General features: G+C 54.8%; 12 protein-coding genes. 5 read left to right on the forward strand and 7 right to left on the reverse strand.

Annotation, left to right across the window (positions count from 1 at the left end):
• Nucleotides 1–269 precede the first annotated feature (269 nt).
• Complete coding sequence (gene fabI, locus F552_RS0113365) at nucleotides 270–1055, reverse strand: enoyl-ACP reductase FabI (RefSeq protein ID WP_018152256.1); 786 nt, start codon at nucleotides 1053–1055, stop codon at nucleotides 270–272.
• 100 nt (nucleotides 1056–1155) lie between these two features.
• Nucleotides 1156–4065: a sensor domain-containing protein gene (locus tag F552_RS20130; protein ID WP_083917510.1), complete on the reverse strand. Its 2910-nt coding sequence runs from the start codon at nucleotides 4063–4065 to the stop codon at nucleotides 1156–1158.
• Between the two features lie 378 nt (nucleotides 4066–4443).
• Between F552_RS20130 and F552_RS20135 the strand changes: the two genes are divergently transcribed.
• Nucleotides 4444–7869, forward strand: a complete 3426-nt coding sequence (locus tag F552_RS20135; protein ID WP_169333602.1) for a bifunctional diguanylate cyclase/phosphodiesterase — start codon at nucleotides 4444–4446, stop codon at nucleotides 7867–7869.
• Between the two features lie 102 nt (nucleotides 7870–7971).
• Here the strand turns inward: F552_RS20135 and metG are convergent, their stop codons facing one another.
• The gene (gene metG, locus F552_RS0113380; RefSeq protein ID WP_018152259.1) at nucleotides 7972–10047 is read right to left on the reverse strand and encodes a methionine--tRNA ligase; all 2076 of its coding nucleotides are present in this window, start codon (nucleotides 10045–10047) and stop codon (nucleotides 7972–7974) included.
• Between the two features lie 261 nt (nucleotides 10048–10308).
• On the opposite strand from metG, the gene apbC reads away from it, so the two are divergent.
• On the forward strand, nucleotides 10309–11385 hold the full coding sequence (gene apbC, locus F552_RS0113385) for an iron-sulfur cluster carrier protein ApbC (RefSeq protein WP_018152260.1): 1077 nt from the start codon (nucleotides 10309–10311) through the stop codon (nucleotides 11383–11385).
• Between the two features lie 108 nt (nucleotides 11386–11493).
• Nucleotides 11494–12066, forward strand: coding sequence for a dCTP deaminase (dcd, locus tag F552_RS0113390; protein ID WP_018152261.1), 573 nt, complete (start codon nucleotides 11494–11496; stop codon nucleotides 12064–12066).
• A gap of 146 nt (nucleotides 12067–12212) precedes the next feature.
• On the opposite strand, the gene F552_RS0113395 is transcribed toward dcd, so the two are convergent.
• Both F552_RS0113395 and F552_RS0113400 read right to left on the reverse strand, forming a co-directional pair.
• Nucleotides 12213–13007, reverse strand: coding sequence for a glutathione S-transferase family protein (locus tag F552_RS0113395; protein WP_018152262.1), 795 nt, complete (start codon nucleotides 13005–13007; stop codon nucleotides 12213–12215).
• 38 nt (nucleotides 13008–13045) lie between these two features.
• Entirely contained in the window at nucleotides 13046–13435 is a 390-nt protein-coding gene (locus tag F552_RS0113400; RefSeq protein WP_018152263.1) for a YybH family protein, read from the reverse strand.
• A 316-nt stretch (nucleotides 13436–13751) separates the two neighbouring features.
• Between F552_RS0113400 and fdhA the strand changes: the two genes are divergently transcribed.
• On the forward strand, nucleotides 13752–14948 hold the full coding sequence (fdhA, locus tag F552_RS0113405; RefSeq protein WP_018152264.1) for a formaldehyde dehydrogenase, glutathione-independent: 1197 nt from the start codon (nucleotides 13752–13754) through the stop codon (nucleotides 14946–14948).
• Nucleotides 14949–15038: 90 nt separating this feature from the next.
• On the opposite strand, the gene aguA is transcribed toward fdhA, so the two are convergent.
• Both aguA and F552_RS0113415 read right to left on the reverse strand, forming a co-directional pair.
• The gene (gene aguA, locus F552_RS0113410) at nucleotides 15039–16148 is read right to left on the reverse strand and encodes an agmatine deiminase (RefSeq protein ID WP_026182714.1); all 1110 of its coding nucleotides are present in this window, start codon (nucleotides 16146–16148) and stop codon (nucleotides 15039–15041) included.
• 173 nt (nucleotides 16149–16321) lie between these two features.
• Nucleotides 16322–17128 (reverse strand): substrate-binding periplasmic protein, encoded by an 807-nt coding sequence (locus F552_RS0113415; protein ID WP_083917511.1) that lies wholly within the window; start codon nucleotides 17126–17128, stop codon nucleotides 16322–16324.
• 323 nt (nucleotides 17129–17451) lie between these two features.
• On the opposite strand from F552_RS0113415, the gene F552_RS0113425 reads away from it, so the two are divergent.
• On the forward strand, nucleotides 17452–18437 hold a 986-nt coding region (locus tag F552_RS0113425), incomplete at its 3' end, for a sarcosine oxidase subunit beta family protein (protein WP_018152268.1).

Genomic DNA, 18437 nt, shown 5'->3' on the forward strand with positions numbered 1-18437 from the left:
AGGTTGGGCTACCAACAGACAAGTCAGTATGAGCGTGTGACTGTCCGAAGGAACCGGGTAGCCAGAATGACCAGCCAGGCGGTGATCCCGCTGTTAAGGAGGAGGCCTGGCAAATCAGAAGCAATGCTGCCAATGTCTCGCGCGGCGATGCGGATGATAAAGCGGGTTGGCTTGGACAGACTGGCCAGAGGCTATTCATGGAGAGGATGATCTCCTGAGCAATAAAAAACCCGGCCTGTAGCCGGGTTTTTTATTGGGCGGGACGTGGATTATGCTTCGTCCAGAACACCTGCGGTGATGTTGAAGCCTGCATCGACATAAGTAATTTCGCCGGTGACGCCACTGGCCAGATTACTCATCATGAATGCGGCAACATTGCCCACTTCTTCAATGGTCACGTTGCGCTTCAGTGGTGAGCGGGATTCTGCAATTTTCAGCAATGAGCGGAAATTGCCAATGCCGCTGGCTGCCAGTGTGCGGATAGGACCGGCTGAAATGGCGTTCACACGGATGCCTTGCGCGCCCAGGCTGGTGGCCATGTAGCGTACATTGGCTTCCAGGCTTGCTTTAGCCAGGCCCATGACGTTGTAGTTTGGCATCACGCGCTCTGCACCCAGATAAGACAGGGTGAGCAGGGCTGCATCGTCATTCAGCATTGGACGAACGGCCTTGGCCAGTGCGGCAAAGCTGTAAGAGCTGATGTCGTGTGCAATGCGGAAATTTTCGCGGGTAACTGCATCCAGATAGTCACCATCGAGCGCTTCGCGTGGTGCAAAACCGATGGAGTGAACGAATCCATCAAATTTATCCCAATGCTTTTGCAGTTCAATGGCTAGTTGCTGAATGTCTTCATCACTTGAAACATCGCAACGGATAAGGACGGTGCTACCGAATTCCTTAGCCATGTCTGCTACACGTTCCCTCAGGTCTTCGTTTACATAGGTAAATACCAGCTCGGCACCTTGCTTGTGCATTGCTTGCGCAATACCGTATGCAATTGAGCGGTTAGACAGCAGGCCAGTGATCAGTACACGTTTGTTAGCCAGAAACCCCATAAATTCCTCGCGTTAATGACAGGTTAAGCCGGTCATTATACATTACAGTGGCAGATCGCGTGTATTTGATGTGAAAGTACGGGAATAATCGGCAATTTACTTATTCGGCCGTTTCATTCTGTTTGTTGCGGATAATGTCGGCCAAGAGGGCATCAGCGGCTACCGCCATTTCCCCTAATTTGCTTTCTGCCTGCAAAATGGGATCTGCTACGTGTCGTGACGGCTGGTTGATGGCCTGCAGGGTGTCACTGACCAGCTGGCGAAATTCCTGATGACATTTTTCCAGTACCAGGAAGTCTGGTAAATGTGCCCATCTTTTACCCCTGTGTTGCATCCAGTGTTCGAGACGGCAGCAGTCCAGGGTGCCAGCCCGCAGATAAGGAAACGGATTACCATCCTTCCAGAGCAGCTCCAGTTTATTCAGCCATCTGCGGTGTTCCTGGATGGCCAGCGCAAGGGCACTGTCTTCAATGGGCCAGGATGCGTCAAAGTGAGGGCGCCACTGTGCTGCAGACACCGATTCTGACAAGGGGGTGATCTCGTCGGCTTCGTGTGGCGCCCGTATGGCATAACCTTGTGCCAGATGGATGCCAAGCCGGGCAAACACCACGCCCTGTTCGATCAACTCCAGATGCTTGGCAATGACGCGGATATTCTGTTTTCCGCACAGGTTATGCAAGAACTGGACATGCAGCAAGGTTTGCTCGTCTTCCAGCATGTCGTGAGACAGGTAGGGGGACAGTTTGACCGCATGGCAGAGCGTGAGGTACGGGTATTCTTGCTGGCCAACACTTTGCCCGAAATTATCGATGATGATCTTGAGGCCGGCGAGGCGCACCTGTTCCAGCGGCTGCCGCAAGTGATCGATATGGTGAATCAGGTCCTGTTCTGAGATTTCCAGGCAGATTTGTTCCGGATTGACTTCCGGATAATAGTTCAGCATGGTTTTTAGCCGGTCGCAGAAATGCGGTGTTTCCCATTGTTTGAGAGAAATGTTCAGGCTGATGGTGGGGGAGAAACCGGCGCGGTGCCATATCCTTAGCTGTTGCAAGGCAATATCCAGTACCTGGCGCCCTAGGGCGAGTGACAGGTTATCGCCATTAAGCCGCTCAAGGAATGTTGCAGGCAGCCAGACATTCTCGTCTTCACTGTGCCATCTTAGCAAGCCTTCATAGCCTTCTGTCCGGCCCGTCCTGAGGTCTATCCAGGGTTGCCATTGCAACCGGAATTCGCTGGCATTGATGGCTTTGCGAACCTGCTGCCGGAATTGGTGATGCTGCTGTATGTGTTCTTCCTGAGCGGGATTGAAGTAATGCACCCGGTTTCTGCCATGCTGTTTTGCAACGTACATGGCCTGGTCCGCGTGTCGCAGCAGGGTATCGGCATCCTGGCCATCCAGCGGAAAGTGGGCGACACCCAGGCTGGCCGAGATATGAACATCAGTTTGTGGCTCCAGATGAAACGCGCGCCGCAAGTCATGCAGCAGCCTTTGCAATATCCGGTCGGTTTCTTCGATATTGGTGATGTCCGTCATGATGATGACAAACTCGTCTCCACCCAGCCGGGCGACCGTATCTTGTACCCTGACACCGGTTTGCAGGCGCCGCGCAACTTCTACGAGCAACTGGTCACCGGATTTGTGGCCGTACCGGTCGTTGACCGGTTTGAAATCGTCCAGATCCAGATAACAGACAGCGAGTAATCCGTGTCCGCGCGCGTTGTGGGCGAGGGCCTGGCGCATGCGATCCCCCAACAGAATCCGATTGGGTAGCTGGGTGAGGGCATCATAATAGGCCAGGTGCTCGATAGATGCCTGCTGGCGTTTTCTGTCGGTAATGTCCGAGAGCAGGCCGATGTAATGCGTTGTCTCGCCGGTTCGGTTTTTGACGGCGCTGATTGTAAGTTCTTCGGCGTAGATTTCTCCGTTTTTGCGTCGGTTCCAGAGCTCGCCCTGCCAGTGACCTGTGGCCGTCAGGGTTTGCCACATCTGGGCGTAAAACACCGGCGGCTGGTGGCCTGACTTGAGCAGACGAGGATTCCGGCCGATGAGTTCGTCTTTGCGATAGCCGGATGTACTGCAAAATGCCTGGTTTACATCCAGTATGCTGGCATCCGTGCCGGTAATGATGATGCCTTCGTTCGCTTCTGAGAATACACTGGCTGCCAGCTTGAGTTTTTCTGCTGCTTCTTCCTGGGTGGTGATGTCTTGTGCGGAGATGAGTAGGCCGGCAATTTCTTGTTGTTCATCATGGAGCGGGGCCAGTTTGACCTCCATCCGGATGTCTTCTGACCGGGTATTCTGGATAGTGCAAGCGAAAGACGGGATATCTGTCTGCCGGAGAGCGTCGGTAAGGGTTGACCATGATTCAAGCCGGTTACCGTAAGTGAGTTCCCATTGCATGAACAGTCTGGACAGCTCGCTGGCTGATAGCAGTGTCATCGGCAAGGGCTTGCCAGTCAGCTCGCCTGGCTGGTGATTGGTCAGCTGAGTCGCGACTTTGTTCATCAAGGTCACGTTGCCTTGAAGGTCCAGCGCGATCAGTGCACTGTTGGGCGTTGCATCCAGCACGGTTTGCAACAGTTGCTGCTGTTCATGCAATATCTGGTTAATCCGGAGTTCGCGCGCGACGGCGGCGGTTCGCTCTGTCACATCATGAATGATGGAGCAAAGCGGCGCTTCGGGGGCGTCAAAAATGGGCGTGGACGAAACCTCTACTTGCCGGATATCTCCGTTCGCCAGACGATGGCTGAAGCTGAAGAAATTTTTGTTTTCGGATACGGCACGACGCATTTCTTCCGCCACTTGATCTGGTGGCAAGGTGTTCAGGTCGAAAATCTGTCTGGCGCAGAGGTCTTGGCGAGCATAGCCATAGAAAACACAAGCCGCGTCATTCGCATCCAGTATTTTGCCACTGGCTGGCGAAATGAGCAGCATGGGCATGCTGGCACGGCGAAACAAACTGTCTAGCGAAACCCCTGTGGTCGTAACAGGTGGCTGCGGGCTTGTCATATGCTACTTTCACACAACGTTGCTAATTTAGTCATAGTCTAGCGGCTCGGGTTTTGCAAACCTTGTTTCAGATCAGTACAGACGGATAAAGAGCTGGTGGCATGGGCAATCTTCATCTTCTGGCACATGACAGTCCACTATTTGATCTTTCTCAATATTTGACAGTCTGCATTGATGCAAAATCGCGAGTCAATAATAAGAATGAAAACAACTCTCGTTAGTATGGTTTGTGTGCTGGACAAGGCTGCAACAGCCGTCCTCTACCCTCAGATGCATGCCGCTTGTCTGTTTGTGTATCCGTGCGAGACAAGAATGGTTTACCTTTCGCAATAAATTACTGATTTTTCAGTTACATAGAATTGTTAGGCACGCATGATCATGGTTTATGCAGGTAAACTGCTGAAAAAGAAACTGCTCTCGCTGGTCATTGCTACCCTGCTATTGCTAGGGTTGATTGCCATGGTGGTCATCGGCTTGTGGATCATGCATGGTCGTGAGAAAGCGCTGACTTTCCAGGCCGAACACAATATGGCCCGCGTGCTGGAGGAGCATTTGCGCGCGACCGTGGTGAAGGCGGACATCGTGCTGCAGCAAGCAGTCCGGGAAACTTCGCCCCTGCTGGCACAGCGCTTTGACCGGCGCATGGTGGATCATCGCCTGACCGAACTCTTGAAAATGCTGCCGGAGTCCCGGAGCCTGCGGGTCATGGATGTGACCGGGACGCTTGTTTATGATGCCGAGGGCGGATCGTCCCCCGGACGAATTGCGGACAGAGCGTATTTTATTCGCCACCTGACAGACCCGAATGCAGGGCTGGTGATTTCAGAACCGATCTTTTCCCATGCAACCCGCAACTGGGTCATAACCCTGAGCCGTCGCCTGAATGACCAGCGCGGCAATTTCATTGGCCTGGTTCAGACGACCATTGATGCGGACTATTTTTCCCAGTTTTACAAGACGTTTGATGATGGTGAAGGCGCGATTGCACTGTATGACCTGCAAAGTCGCCTGATTGCCCGGCATCCGTTTGTCAGCGAGCAGATGGGGAAACCCCTTTACCAGTCACCGATCGGAGAGGCAATCCTGTCGGGGCAGATGCATGGTGACATTGTCTTTAACTCGACGCTGGATGGGGTCAAGCGCTTGTATGTTTACCAGCGTGTCAGGGGTTTGCCGTTTTATGTGGTGGTCGGGCAGAGTGAAACGACCGTCTACCGCAGCTGGTACATGTATGCCTGGGGGGCCGCAGCCGGGGTGATTCTGCTCACGCTGGCGTTGATGTTCATGGTGTATCAATGGTTGCAGACGTATCGCAACGCGGTGCGCATGGCCGAGAATATGCAGGCACTGGCGATGACCAAGGATTCACACGTGCAGGCACTGCTGGATGGCTTGCCGGACCTTGCCTGGATTTGCGATCTGGACGGTCGGTTTCAGGTCGCCAATCACGCATTTGCACGCTTTATCGGCCGGCGTCAGGACCAGATTCAAGGTCAGTTGCTCAAGGAAATCTGGCCCCCGCATGTGGTGGCCATGTTCGAACAGTATGACCAGAGTGCCATGCTGCAAGGCCAAGTCTACAAGACCGAGCTGATGCTCAAAGACGAGATGGACGATCTGCGTACGTTCCTCTACGTGCGGGTGCCGGTCAAGGATGTAAAGGGGCAACTGATTGGCACGGCGGGCGTGGCGCATGACATTACCGCACTCAAGCAGGTCGAATACCAGTTGCGTGAACAGCAGAAAGTCTTGCAGCAGTTCATTGATAACAGTCCGGGTCTGATCTGCATGCTGGATATGGAAGGCAACTTCCTGCTGGCTAACCGGGCATGCGAGAAGGTCTTCGGTTATGCGGATGGCAGCCTGATAGGCCGTGCCTATGAGGACTTGCCGACCAGCTTCAAGGACGAGATTTCCTGGCATGATTTAAGGCTGGCTATCGCGACAGGCAAGCCACTGAATCTGGAGCTGAAACTGCTGGTAGCGGAAGAGAAACGCACCTACCTGATGCTGAGCTTCCCGGTATTGTCACCCGATGGGGACGTGATTGCCATCGGCTGCATTGCGACCAATATTACCGAGCGTATCGAGGCAGAGCAGCGCTTGCTATTGCTGGCTAGCGTGTTTGAACATGCACACGATGCGATTGCAATTACGGACAGCAAATCGCGCATTCTGGAAGTAAACCCTGCATTTACGCTGATTACCGGCTATCAAAAGTCGGATGTGATTGGTCATTCTCCCAATATCCTGCAGTCTGGCCGCCATGGCCCCGATTTTTACCAGAAGATGTGGGAGCAGCTGACCCAGAACAGTTTCTGGCACGGAGAAATCTGGAACCGGCGTAAAACCGGAGAGGTGTATCCGGAGCTGTTGACCATTACCACGGTAAAGGATAACGAAGGTGCGGCCAAAAATTACATTGCGGTGTTCTCGGATATCTCCTTGCTGAAAGAACAGCAAAAGCGGCTGGAGCACCTGGCCAATTTTGATGCACTGACCCAGTTGCCAAACCGGGTGATGCTGGCGGCACGGCTGGATTCGGCCATGATGCATGCGGTGAGCAAGGGCAAGTTACTGGCGGTCTGTTTTCTGGATCTGGATGGCTTTAAGCCGATCAATGATACGCATGGTCATGAATGTGGTGACCGTTTGCTGGTAGAAATGGCCAATCGTTTCCGCGCAACCTTGCGGGAGACTGATACGGTCGCCCGACTGGGGGGCGACGAGTTTGTCTTGCTGCTGACCGGGTTGAATGCTGCGGCAGAGTGCGAACACACCCTGGACCGGATTCTGGAGGCCGTCGCACGGCCGCTGTGGGTACAGGGGCGGTCATTGAGTGTCTCTGCCAGTATCGGGGTGGCGTTGTTCCCGCATGACGATGTCGATGGTGACACCTTGCTGCGGCACGCTGATCTGGCCATGTACCAGGCCAAACAGGCCGGGCGTAGCCGTTACACCTTCTTTGATTCTGTACTGGATCGCAAGGAGCGGACACGCCGCAGCAGGCTGGAACGTATTCAGCACGGGTTGGCTCATGGTGAGTTCATCATGTATTACCAGCCCAAAGTGGACATGCGTGACCATACCGTGGTGGGGCTGGAAGCCCTGATTCGCTGGAATCACCCGGAATGGGGCGTGCTGTTGCCGGGCCGGTTCTTGCCGGACGTGGAAGGTACCGAACTTGCTATCCCGTTGGGGGAGTGGGTTATCGAAACGGTACTGACGCAGCTGGACCACTGGCATGCACGCAATCTGGAATTGCCGGTCAGTATCAATATTGCTGCCGAGCATTTGCAGCAGACGGATTTTGTGGCCCAGCTGACCAAAGTGCTGTCGCGTCACCCCTTGGTGCCGGGACGACTGCTGGAACTGGAAGTGCTGGAAACGACCGCGCTGAATGATATCAGCCGGGTGTCCGAGATCATGCAGGCCTGCGAGGCTGCGCTGGGCGTGACATTTGCCCTGGACGATTTTGGAACGGGTTATTCGTCGCTGACGTACTTCAAGCGACTGCCCGCCGCAACCATGAAGATCGACCAGTCGTTTGTACGGGACATGCTGCAAGATCCGGAAGACCTGGCCATTGTGCAGGGGTTGATCGGATTGACCAAAGCATTCCACCGCGAGGTGATTGCCGAAGGGGTAGAAACCAACGAGCATGCCCAATTGCTGATCAGTCTCGGCTGCTACCTGGGGCAAGGCTATGGCATTGCCAAGCCGATGCCGGCAGACCAGGTTGAAGCATGGGTGGCGTCTTACAACGCAGCGAATCCGGACGTGCATACGGTGAGTAACCTGTGACGTTAGGATAACGCAGCGGTAGGGGATGACACAAAAAAGCCCGGACAATGGATTGTCCGGGCTTTTTTGTCGGTGATGGTTCACCAAGGCATGACTTGCTGCTTAGCGAATCCGCATACCCGGTTTTGCACCTTCATGTGGTTCCATCAGGAACACGCCGCCATTGTCTTCGGTACCACTAGCCGCCAGGACCATGCCTTCGGACAAGCCGAACTTCATCTTGCGTGGTGCCAGGTTGGCAATCATGACGGTATGTTTGCCGACCAGTTTGGCCGGGTCGTACCAGGCTTTGATACCAGAGAAGACGGTACGGTGCTTGCCTTCGCCGACATCCAGCGTCAGTTTCAGCAGCTTGGCGGCGCCATCCACGTGTTCTGCGTTGACGATGAGGGCAATGCGCAGGTCTACTTTGGCAAAGTCATCAATGGTCACGGTGTCGGCCAATGGTTCGACGGTGGGGGCGGCAGGCGCTGCTGCCGGGGCTTCCATGCCCTGTTTGTTTTCTTCAATCATGCTATCAATCTGTTTCTTGTCGATACGGGTCATCAAATGCTGGTATGGCTGGATCTGGTGGCCAAGCAAGAGCTGCTGGCTGTCCTGCCAGGCCAGTTCCGGCACGTTCAGGAAGCTGGCAATGCGCTCTGCCAGCGTTGGCAGCACCGGTTTCAGGTAAATGGCAATCAGGCGGAACAGGTTAAGGGCGGTGGTACAAACCTGATGCAGTTCGGCCTCGGCGCCTTCCTGTTTGGCCAGATCCCAAGGCTTTCGTTCATCCACAAACTGGTTAGCCAGGTCGGCCAGTGCCATGATGTCTCGCGTGGCTTTGGCATAGTCACGCGATTCGTAATGACTGGCGATTTCTTCGGCAGCAGATTGCAGCTTGTCCAGCAGGCTGGTGTCGTTCAGGGCGCTGGCCAGTTTGCCGTCAAAACGCTTGCTGATGAAACCGGCGGCACGGCTGGCAATGTTGATGAACTTGCCGACCAGATCACTGTTTACACGGGCGACGAAGTCATCCAGACTCAGGTCGATGTCTTCGATGCGGTTGTTGAGTTTGGCGGCAAAGTAGTAGCGCAGGTATTCCGGGCTCAGATGCTTGAGGTAGACCTCGGCATTGATGAAGGTACCGCGGGATTTGGACATCTTGTGGCCGTCAACGGTCACGAAACCGTGGGCAAACACGCCAGTCGGGGTACGGTAGCCGCTGAAGTGCAGGGTGGCTGGCCAGAACAGGGCGTGGAAGTACAGAATGTCTTTACCGATGAAGTGATACAGCTCGGCATCGGAATCTTTGCCAAAGTAGCTGTTGAAATCCAGACCGCTGCGTTCGCACAGGTTCATGAAGGAGGCCATGTAACCGATAGGCGCATCCAGCCAGACGTAGAAGAACTTCTCGCCGTTGGTGCCCGGGATCGGGAAGCCAAAGTACGGTGCATCACGGCTGATGTCCCAGTCCGCCAGGCCGCCTTCGATCCACTCGTTCATCTTGTTCAGGGATTCGGTTTGCAGGTGAACCTGCTTGCGACCGTCCGCCAGCGTGCTTTCTCCGCGGGTCCAGTCTTTCAGGAAGTCTGCGCATTCACCCAGCTTGAAGAAATAGTGCTCGGAGTCGCGCATGACCGGTGTCGCGCCGGAAACCGCAGAGTACGGGTATTTCAGTTCTGTCGGGCTGTAGGTGGCACCGCACGACTCACAGGAGTCGCCATACTGGTCTTTGGCGCCACATTTTGGGCACTCGCCCTTGACGAAGCGGTCCGGCAGGAACATGTTTTTTTCCGGATCATACAGCTGGCTGATGGTGCGAACGGCGATTTTGCCGTTGGCTTTCAGCGCATTGTAGATGCCTTCGGACAGTGTCTTGTTCTCTGGCGAATTGGTGGTGTAGTAGTTGTCGTAACCAATCAGGAACCCCTGGAAGTCGCGCAGATGCTCTTGCTGCATGCGGGCTACCAGTTCATCCGGGGTGATGCCTTCTTTTTCGGCACGCAGCATGACCGGGGTGCCGTGGGTATCATCTGCACACACATAATGGCAGTCATGCCCGCGCATTTTCTGGAAACGCACCCAGATGTCCGTCTGGATGTGCTCCAGAATGTGGCCTAGGTGGATAGGACCATTGGCATACGGCAATGCGCTGGTCACCAGAATCTTGCGCTTGGTAAACGGGGCTGATGTCATGTTGGATAAGCTCTGGAATTTGATTCGAAACAGCTATTTTAAACTATGTGAGGTATAACTTGTCGTATTCTATCGAGCATTATGCCCATTTTGGTTTAAAATCATGTTCTTAACCGGTAAAAGACCTTGCCTGGAGGATGGTTTCTGACCATTTTTGGCAAAATGACCGGGCATCCGTGATGTTATGAAATCGAATTGCGTGGTTTGTTGGCCCGATTGACGGGCAACAGACCACTTGACCATGTTATTCAGGAATCCGCCATGACTGTGCAGGACGTATTAAAACAGATTGTAGACCCAAATACCGGCAAAGACCTGGTAAGCGGCAAGTATGTGAAACGCTTGCAAGAAGACGGCGGTAAGGTGGAGCTGGAGCTGGTGCTACCTTACCCCGGCAAGAAATTTATCCCCGGATTTACGGAAACCGTACGGCAAAAGCTGATGACAGAAGCCGGCGTGACCGAGGTGACACTGGATATTCGCAGTGAAGTGGTATCGCATGCGTCCCAACGCGGTGTGCCGCATATCCCCGGTGTGAAGAACGTGATTGCCGTGGCCAGTGGCAAGGGCGGGGTGGGTAAATCGACCACCGCGGTCAACTTGGCGCTGGCGCTGGCGGCCGAAGGCGCCCGTGTGGGCATGCTGGATGCCGATATCTATGGACCGTCCCAACCGACCCTGCTGGGGCTGGAAGGGCAGCAACCCGAATCACCAGACGGCAAGAGCATGAAGCCGGTGATCGGTCATGGCATCCAGACCATGTCGATCGGTTTTCTGATTGATCCGGAGCAGCCAATGGTGTGGCGCGGCCCGATGGTGACCCAGGCCTTGCTGCAACTGATCAACGAAACCAAGTGGGATAATCTGGATTATCTGGTGATCGACCTGCCGCCAGGCACGGGTGACATCCAGCTGACACTGGCCCAGAAAGTGCCTGTGACGGGAGCGGTGATTGTGACCACCCCGCAAGACATTGCGCTGATTGATGCGCGCAAGGGCCTGAAGATGTTCGAGAAGGTCAATGTGCCGATTCTGGGCATTGTCGAGAACATGAGCGTGCATATCTGCTCTAACTGTGGCCATATCGAACCGATCTTTGGCGAAGGTGGTGGCGAGCGCATGGGCAAGGATTACAACATCGAAATGCTGGGCCAGCTGCCATTGAGCATGTCGATCCGTTTGAATGCCGACAACGGCAAGCCCACCGTGGTGGCCGAGCCGGATGGCCCGATTGCTGATATCTACCAGAAGATTGCCCGCCGTGTGGCGGTCAAAGTGGGCGATATGCAGCAGGACTTCAGCAGCAAGTTCCCGAAAATCGTGATTCAGAACAGCTAAGAGATTGTCTTCCGGAGGCCCGCGGCAGCGACATGCGTCGCCGCAGGCCCGGATGGCGCTGGTCAATTATTTACTGATACACCCAACCCCTCGTGTGGAGTGCAATACATGTCGATCAAGTCAGATAAGTGGATTCGTAAGATGGCCGAGGAACGCGGCATGATCGAGCCGTTTGAGCCGGGGCAGGTCAAGGAAGTGAACGGTAACCGGATTGTCTCTTATGGCACGTCCAGTTACGGCTACGATATCCGCTGTGCCAACGAATTCAAGATTTTCACCAACATCAACAGCACCATTGTGGACCCGAAGGATTTCGACCATAACAACTTTGTCGATTTTGTCGGTGACGTGTGCATTATCCCGCCCAATTCGTTTGCATTGGCCCGCACGGTAGAGTACTTCCGCATTCCGCGCGAAGTACTGACCATTTGCCTGGGCAAGTCTACCTATGCGCGCTGCGGCATTATCGTAAACGTGACCCCGTTCGAGCCAGAGTGGGAAGGTTACGTGACGCTGGAGTTCTCTAACACCACGCCGCTGCCTGCCAAGATTTACGCCAACGAAGGTTGCGCGCAGGTACTGTTCTTTGAGGCGGATGCGAATGATGTGTGCGAGACGTCCTACAAAGACCGCGGCGGCAAGTATCAGGGCCAGGTTGGCGTGACCTTGCCGAAAACGTAATGATGTGCTGAATTTGCTGATGGGCGTAGCGGCCATCACAGGAGCATGTTGTACCAGCAGCTATGGTTCAGCCACACATAAAAAAGCCACAGTATTTTGCTGTGGCTTTTTTATGTGTGGTTGACTCAGACAGCCAGATGCCGAATTTATCCGTTCAACCCTAACTCATCATCCGTTGCACTGGTGTTGTATTTGTCTTTGGGCGGCCACGGGCGTGTTTTCCAGTGGGGTTCGAAAACGAACGAGGATTTTTGCCTTCCTGGCAACAGTGTGCCATTACCGGCACCTTTGGCGTAGTCGTAATAGTTTTTGACAATTTCTTCCCGCGTGACTTGCTGGGCTGCCGGGTGAGCCAGACAGGCGGCCTGCCATTTTTTTACCCGCTGGTATGACGGGGTATCGGGCAACTGGAAGTCTTCATAATAGTCCAGAAACCAGAAGCGCATGAAAAATGGCGTGAAAATGGTCTCGGCCCAGCCAAAATCATCAAACAGATAGGTGCCATCCGGCGAGTGGGCCAGCAGGAAGTCATTGAGCTTGGCGTATTGGGCCAGCATTCCCTCGCGCAGTTCTTGCTGCCGTGTCGGGTTCTGGTTCATGACAAACCGGTAGCCCTGGTTGCAAAAGTCACCTTCCATGCGCGCCATCATGCTTTCTACGGCATGTTTGTAAGGGTCTTGCTGCGCGACCGGTCGTGCGGGGTAGATGGACTCCAGATATTGTAGCAGTACCAGGCTTTCTTTCAGGATGCGTCCGTCCGGTAACTCCATGACAGGTAGTGATGTGGTGCCATGGGTCTTGGCCAGTAACCAGTCTGGCCTTGGTTTGGTGATGTCGATGACCTGAAAATCGACCTGATCACGACAGCCCTTGAGCGTGAGCAGGATTTCCAGCCGCTGGCTAAACGGGCAGACGGGGATGTGATACATGGTGTGCTTCATGCGGGCACCTGACCAATGGGTAAGGCTTTTACTGTAGCCTAAAATGCCCGTTGCAGCACATCAAACCCGTAAGAATTATCCACCGCGCAGCGCCATTCCCCATGAGGGTTCTTTTTGAACACGTAGCTGGCGTGCCGCTCCAGGTTCTCGATGATGTCGGCAGTGACTGTTGCTTTGGCCATGACGAGCGCCACATCGCCTGTTTCCAGTATATGCATGCCGGATTGGCTGATTTTCAGCGTATGGTTGAAATAACCGGCAATGGCTTCAAAGGCCTGGCGAATCTGGGCTTTGCCCGTGGCGTTGAAACCTGGCTTGATCACGACCACTGCATCGTCTGTATAGATGTTCAGCAGGGCGTCAAAGTCTTCGTGGTTGATGGCGGTGCCTGCCTGATGCAGCAGCTTGGCGATTGGGTGGTTATGCATAATGGGTATGGCTAAAGTGAGCTTGGTATCTGCACTATAGGATACCACGATATGACTCGCCACCCATTTACATTTGCAATTGAACGTTGCTGCCAATATATGCGCTGTGTCCACCGGATCCGGGCTGCTAGGTGGGGGATGCCGCGCGTGATCTGCTTCTGTTCTTGCGTCTGGACGGGTGTGTCGTCCTGTGGCAAGTCATGGTCGTCTGTGTTTGTTGCCTGCCTGTATCTACCTGACATGATGCACAGGCTGTCTGGCGACGGTCGGATGGTGTATTGCCGACATTCCACACAAATACTTAGGAGGAGATCTCATGTCAGGTAATCGTGGTGTTGTTTATGTAGGACCGGGGAAGGTTGAAGTACAGAATATTCCATTCCCGAAACTGGAAAACCCGCAAGGCAAGAAGATTGGCCACGGGGTGATCCTGAAAGTGTTGTCTACCAATATCTGTGGTTCTGATCAGCATATGGTGCGCGGTCGTACAACGGCGCCATCCGGGCTGGTGCTGGGTCACGAGATTACAGGTGAAGTCATTGAGGTAGGTCCAGACGTTGAAACCATGAAGGTAGGTGATCTGGTTTCTGTGCCATTTAACGTGGCATGTGGCCGTTGCCGTACGTGTATCGAACAAAATACCGGTGTGTGTCTGAGCGTGAACCCTGCACGTGCCGGCGGTGCTTATGGTTATGTGGACATGGGTGGCTGGATTGGTGGCCAGGCAGAGTACGTGATGGTGCCTTACGCCGACTTTAACCTGTTGAAGTTCCCGGACCGCGATCAGGCGCTGGCCAAGATCACGGATCTGACTTGTTTGTCTGACATTCTGCCAACCGGCTACCATGGTGCCGTGATGGCGGGTGTCGGCCCGGGTAAAACCGTGTATGTAGCGGGTGCCGGCCCTGTGGGCATGGCAGCTGCCGCTTCTGCCCGTTTGCTGGGTGCGGCTGTCGTGATTGTCGGTGACATGAACGAAGCCCGTCTGGCGCACGCCCGTGCAGTGGGTTTCGAGACGGTTGATTTGTCTAAAGATGCAACCCTGGGTGAGCAGATCGCCGCCATTCTGGGTGTACCAGAAGTGGATTGTGCCGTGGATGCAGTGGGCTTTGAAGCGCGTGGCCATGGTCACTCCGGTTCTCAGCACGAAGCACCTGCAACGGTACTGAACTCGCTGATGGAAGTGACCAAGGTTGCCGGCAAGATCGGTATCCCCGGTCTATACGTAACGGATGATCCGGGTGCGGTGGATGAAGCGGCCAAGCGCGGCAGCCTGTCTGTCCGTTTTGGTCTGGGCTGGGCAAAAGCGCACAGCTTCCATACCGGTCAGACCCCGGTGATGCGTTACAACCACCAATTGATGCAGGCTATCCTGTGGAATCGGATCAACATTGCCGAAGTGGTCAATGTAGAGCTGATTTCTCTGGATGATGCACCAAAAGGCTACGCACAATTTGATGCGGGTGTAGCCAAGAAGTATGTGATTGACCCGCACAATCAGTTGCGCAAATAAGCATAGCTGATTTACGTTTGGCGAAACGTAAAAGCCCCGCAAGGCCATGATGGTTTGCGGGGCTTTTTTATGCCGGTCGTGTGTGCAGGATCAGTAACGTTGTCCGGTAGGGATCTGCTGGGTAATGCAATGAATATTACCGCCGCCCAGCAATATCTCGCGTGCCGGTACACCGACCACCTCATAATCCGGAAAGATATTGCGCAGGATGCTGGCTGCCGTGTCATCCAGTTTCTCGTCCAGTAACGGGAACACAATCCGTTCGTTGGTGATCAGGAAGTTGACGTAAGACGCGGCCAGACGGGCGCCGGCCTCGCGGGGGATGGCCTGATGCTGGACCACGTCTTTGGTTTCGTCCGGGGTGGCGTATAGCGGGCCGGGCTGCGGCATTTTCCAGATTTTCAGGCGACGGCCCTTGGCGTCGCGCGTCTGGTCCAGAATGTCAAAGGCCGCCTGAGAGCGCTCGTATTGCGGGTCGTTGACGTCGTCTGTCCAGTGCAGGATGACCTCGCCAGGATGGGCAAAGCAGGCCATATTGTCGATATGGCCATCGGTTTCGTCCATGTATACACCGGCGGGCAGCCAGATGATTTTTTGCACGCCAAGGTAACTGATCAGCAGGCGCTCGATCTCGGAACGGCTCAGGTGCGGGTTACGGTTGGCATTGAGCAGACATTCTTCGGTGGTCAGCAGCGTGCCTTCGCCATCCACATGAATGGAACCACCTTCCAGAATGAAAGGGGCAACATAGCGCTGGAACTGGTGTTGTTCCAGTACCTGTTGGGCAATTTGCTCGTCGTTGTACCAAGGCACATACAAGCCCCCCTGAAACCCGCCCCAGGCGTTGAACTGCCAGTCGATACCCCGACGTACGCCTTCTTCATTGATGACGATGGTGGGCCCGGTATCTCTCGCCCAGGCATCGTCACTGTCCATTGCAACCAGCGTGACGCCAGCCGGCATGGTTTTTTTGGCCAGGTCCATCTGGTCGGCCGGTACCGCCATCCAGACGGGGGTCACGGCTGATATGGCTTCCGCAATGCGGGCAAAGGCCTTTTGTGCCGGAGTGGCGTGCTGGCGCCAGTTGTCTGTGCGGTAGGGCCAGATCATCCAGATGGCTTCATGCGGCGCCCATTCGGCGGGCATGAAAAAACCTTCCTTGTAAGGAAGCGTGTCGAAGGAAAGCGACGAGGTCGGCATGATGTAATCTCGGTTGGTATGACGACATCTTAGCAACCGGGTGCGTGGGTGAGAATGCCAGAAGGTGGAAATGTCTATTGCGTATTGTGCAAATAAACACTTCTTATTGGATTATTGATGAGTGAATTGCAATTATTTGGCGCGATGCAAATGGCGCCAACTCTGTATGCAGGTCAGTTCATGGCCAGTGCGGTCACCGGTTTGACTGAGGTATTTGCCCAGCGTTTCATCAGGCGATGATACTCCCCGTTGCGACGGATGGTGGCAAACCCCTGGTCAAACCGTGCTTTGGCCAGTCTGGCCATCGGATTGCTTTGCGAGAAAGAAATGTAAACGGGAATCTCGAGCGCGGTACCGACCTGATGGATGCGGTTGGCTAATTCGTGCGGATGTGCGCTGACCAGATAACGGCCAACCTGTTCATACACCAGCGCAAATTCGACCCGACCCAAGGCCAGTTTTTTCAGGTTGCTGTAATCGTCGTCAGAGCGATCTTTGATAAACCCCGGGGTTTTCTCGATGGCGTCCCCGTAGGTATAGCCGTTGGTCAGCCCGATACGCTTGCCCAGCAGGTCCGAGAGCTGAACCGGCTGCCCTTTGTTGGTCAGCGGATTGCTACTTACCGACGGATTGGTGCGGGCATAGATGCTGACCCTTGCGTTAAACAGTGGGCGCTCGGAAAACCGGTACAGGGGCAGGGTAGTGGCATCCTTGCTGGCGTTGAAGCAGCCGGTTTCATGGCCGGTCATCAAGAGTCGTCGGCAGCGTGCATACGGCATGGTCACAAAGTTGACTTTGGTCTTGCTGGCCCGAAACGCGGCCCTGATCAGTTCGACTGACAAGCCGCTGGCCTGGTTACGGATATCTGCAGAGTAAGGAAAGTTGTTTTCCTCTGCCACTAGACGGATTTCTTGTGACTGTGCTGACAAGCCGACTGTGACGGCAGGCAAAAACATGGTGTACAAAAGAACGCGACGCATAAACCGGCAAACCAATCCGAACGAACCCGATGCAGCTTGGGTTGATAGCAATGAACAGGGCCGCCATTTTACAACAATTGCCGCCAATGCCTAACCCGTCTGATCAAGTATTTTCCATGTTCTGCCAGTCGGTTTGGGCGGGTTTGGGGCGGATAAATGCGCTTGAATCGACGCTTTGTCGAAAATCAACAAATCATCGTCCGATCCTGTCAATCGGAGTGGCGCTGTAATTTGAAGAATAGCAACGTCGGGAAAGCCGGTTCAAAAGTCGTATTTTGCCGGAATGCTTTCCTCCACTGGATTGATTAAAAACGGGATGAACCATGTCATCAAACCGCTACTCCCTCTGGAGCCTGTTCAAGCAAGGGCTCAAGCATAACAAAGGCTGGGAACCTGCCTGGACCAGCCCGCAGCTCAAGCCATCGTACGATGTGGTGATCATCGGCGGCGGCGGCCACGGTCTGGCGACGGCCTACTACCTGGCCAAGAACCACGGGGTGAAGAACATCGCCGTGCTCGAGCGCGGTTATCTGGGGGGCGGCAACACCGCCCGTAACACCACCATCGTGCGCTCCAACTACTTGTGGGACGAAGCCTCGCAGCTGTACGAGCACAGCATGAAGCTGTGGGAAGGCCTGTCCGAAGACATCAACTACAACGTGATGTTCAGCCAGCGCGGCGTGTTCAACCTGTGCCATACACTGCAGGACATGCGCGACGGCGAACGCCGCGTCAACGCCAACGCGCTGAACGGCATCGACGCCCAACTACTGACCACCGCCGAAGTCAAGGCCCATATTCCGCTGCTGGATTGCAGCAGCCGTTCCCGTTATCCGGTGCTGGGCGCCACGTACCAGCCACGCGCCGGCGTCGCCCGTCACGATGCGGTGGCCTGGGGCTTTGCCCGTGCCGCCAGCGCACTGGGGGTCGACATCATCCAGCAATGCGAAGTACTGGGCATGGACATTGAAGACGGCCGCATCAAGGGCGTGGAAACCTCTCAGGGTTATGTGCGCACCAACCGCGTCGGCTGTGTCACCGCCGGCCACTCTTCGGTGATGGCCAAGATGGCCGGTATCCGCCTGCCGATCGAAAGCCACCCGCTGCAGGCGTTTGTGTCCGAATCCATGCGCCCGTGCCTGGACACCGTGGTGATGTCCAACGCCGTACACGGTTACGTCAGCCAGTCCGACAAGGGCGAGCTGGTGATCGGTGCCGGTATCGACAGCTACCTGGGTTACGGTCAGCGCGGCAGCCCGCACATCATCGAACACACCGCCACCGCGATCATCGAACTGTTCCCGATGTT

Origin of the sequence: Leeia oryzae DSM 17879 (assembly GCF_000376945.1) — a bacterium.
GTDB classification, from domain to species: domain Bacteria; phylum Pseudomonadota; class Gammaproteobacteria; order Burkholderiales; family Leeiaceae; genus Leeia; species Leeia oryzae.

Bases quoted from the DNA above. Each gene is read 5' to 3' on its own strand.
- fabI (WP_018152256.1), bottom strand. From the start codon at position 1,055: ATGGGGTTTCTGGCTAACAAACGTGTACTGATCACTGGCCTGCTGTCT.
- F552_RS20130 (WP_083917510.1), bottom strand. From the start codon at position 4,065: ATGACAAGCCCGCAGCCACCTGTTACGACCACAGGGGTTTCGCTAGAC.
- F552_RS20135 (WP_169333602.1), top strand. From the start codon at position 4,444: ATGGTTTATGCAGGTAAACTGCTGAAAAAGAAACTGCTCTCGCTGGTC.
- metG (WP_018152259.1), bottom strand. From the start codon at position 10,047: ATGACATCAGCCCCGTTTACCAAGCGCAAGATTCTGGTGACCAGCGCA.
- apbC (WP_018152260.1), top strand. From the start codon at position 10,309: ATGACTGTGCAGGACGTATTAAAACAGATTGTAGACCCAAATACCGGC.
- dcd (WP_018152261.1), top strand. From the start codon at position 11,494: ATGTCGATCAAGTCAGATAAGTGGATTCGTAAGATGGCCGAGGAACGC.
- F552_RS0113395 (WP_018152262.1), bottom strand. From the start codon at position 13,007: ATGAAGCACACCATGTATCACATCCCCGTCTGCCCGTTTAGCCAGCGG.
- F552_RS0113400 (WP_018152263.1), bottom strand. From the start codon at position 13,435: ATGCATAACCACCCAATCGCCAAGCTGCTGCATCAGGCAGGCACCGCC.
- fdhA (WP_018152264.1), top strand. From the start codon at position 13,752: ATGTCAGGTAATCGTGGTGTTGTTTATGTAGGACCGGGGAAGGTTGAA.
- aguA (WP_026182714.1), bottom strand. From the start codon at position 16,148: ATGCCGACCTCGTCGCTTTCCTTCGACACGCTTCCTTACAAGGAAGGT.
- F552_RS0113415 (WP_083917511.1), bottom strand. From the start codon at position 17,128: ATGCGTCGCGTTCTTTTGTACACCATGTTTTTGCCTGCCGTCACAGTC.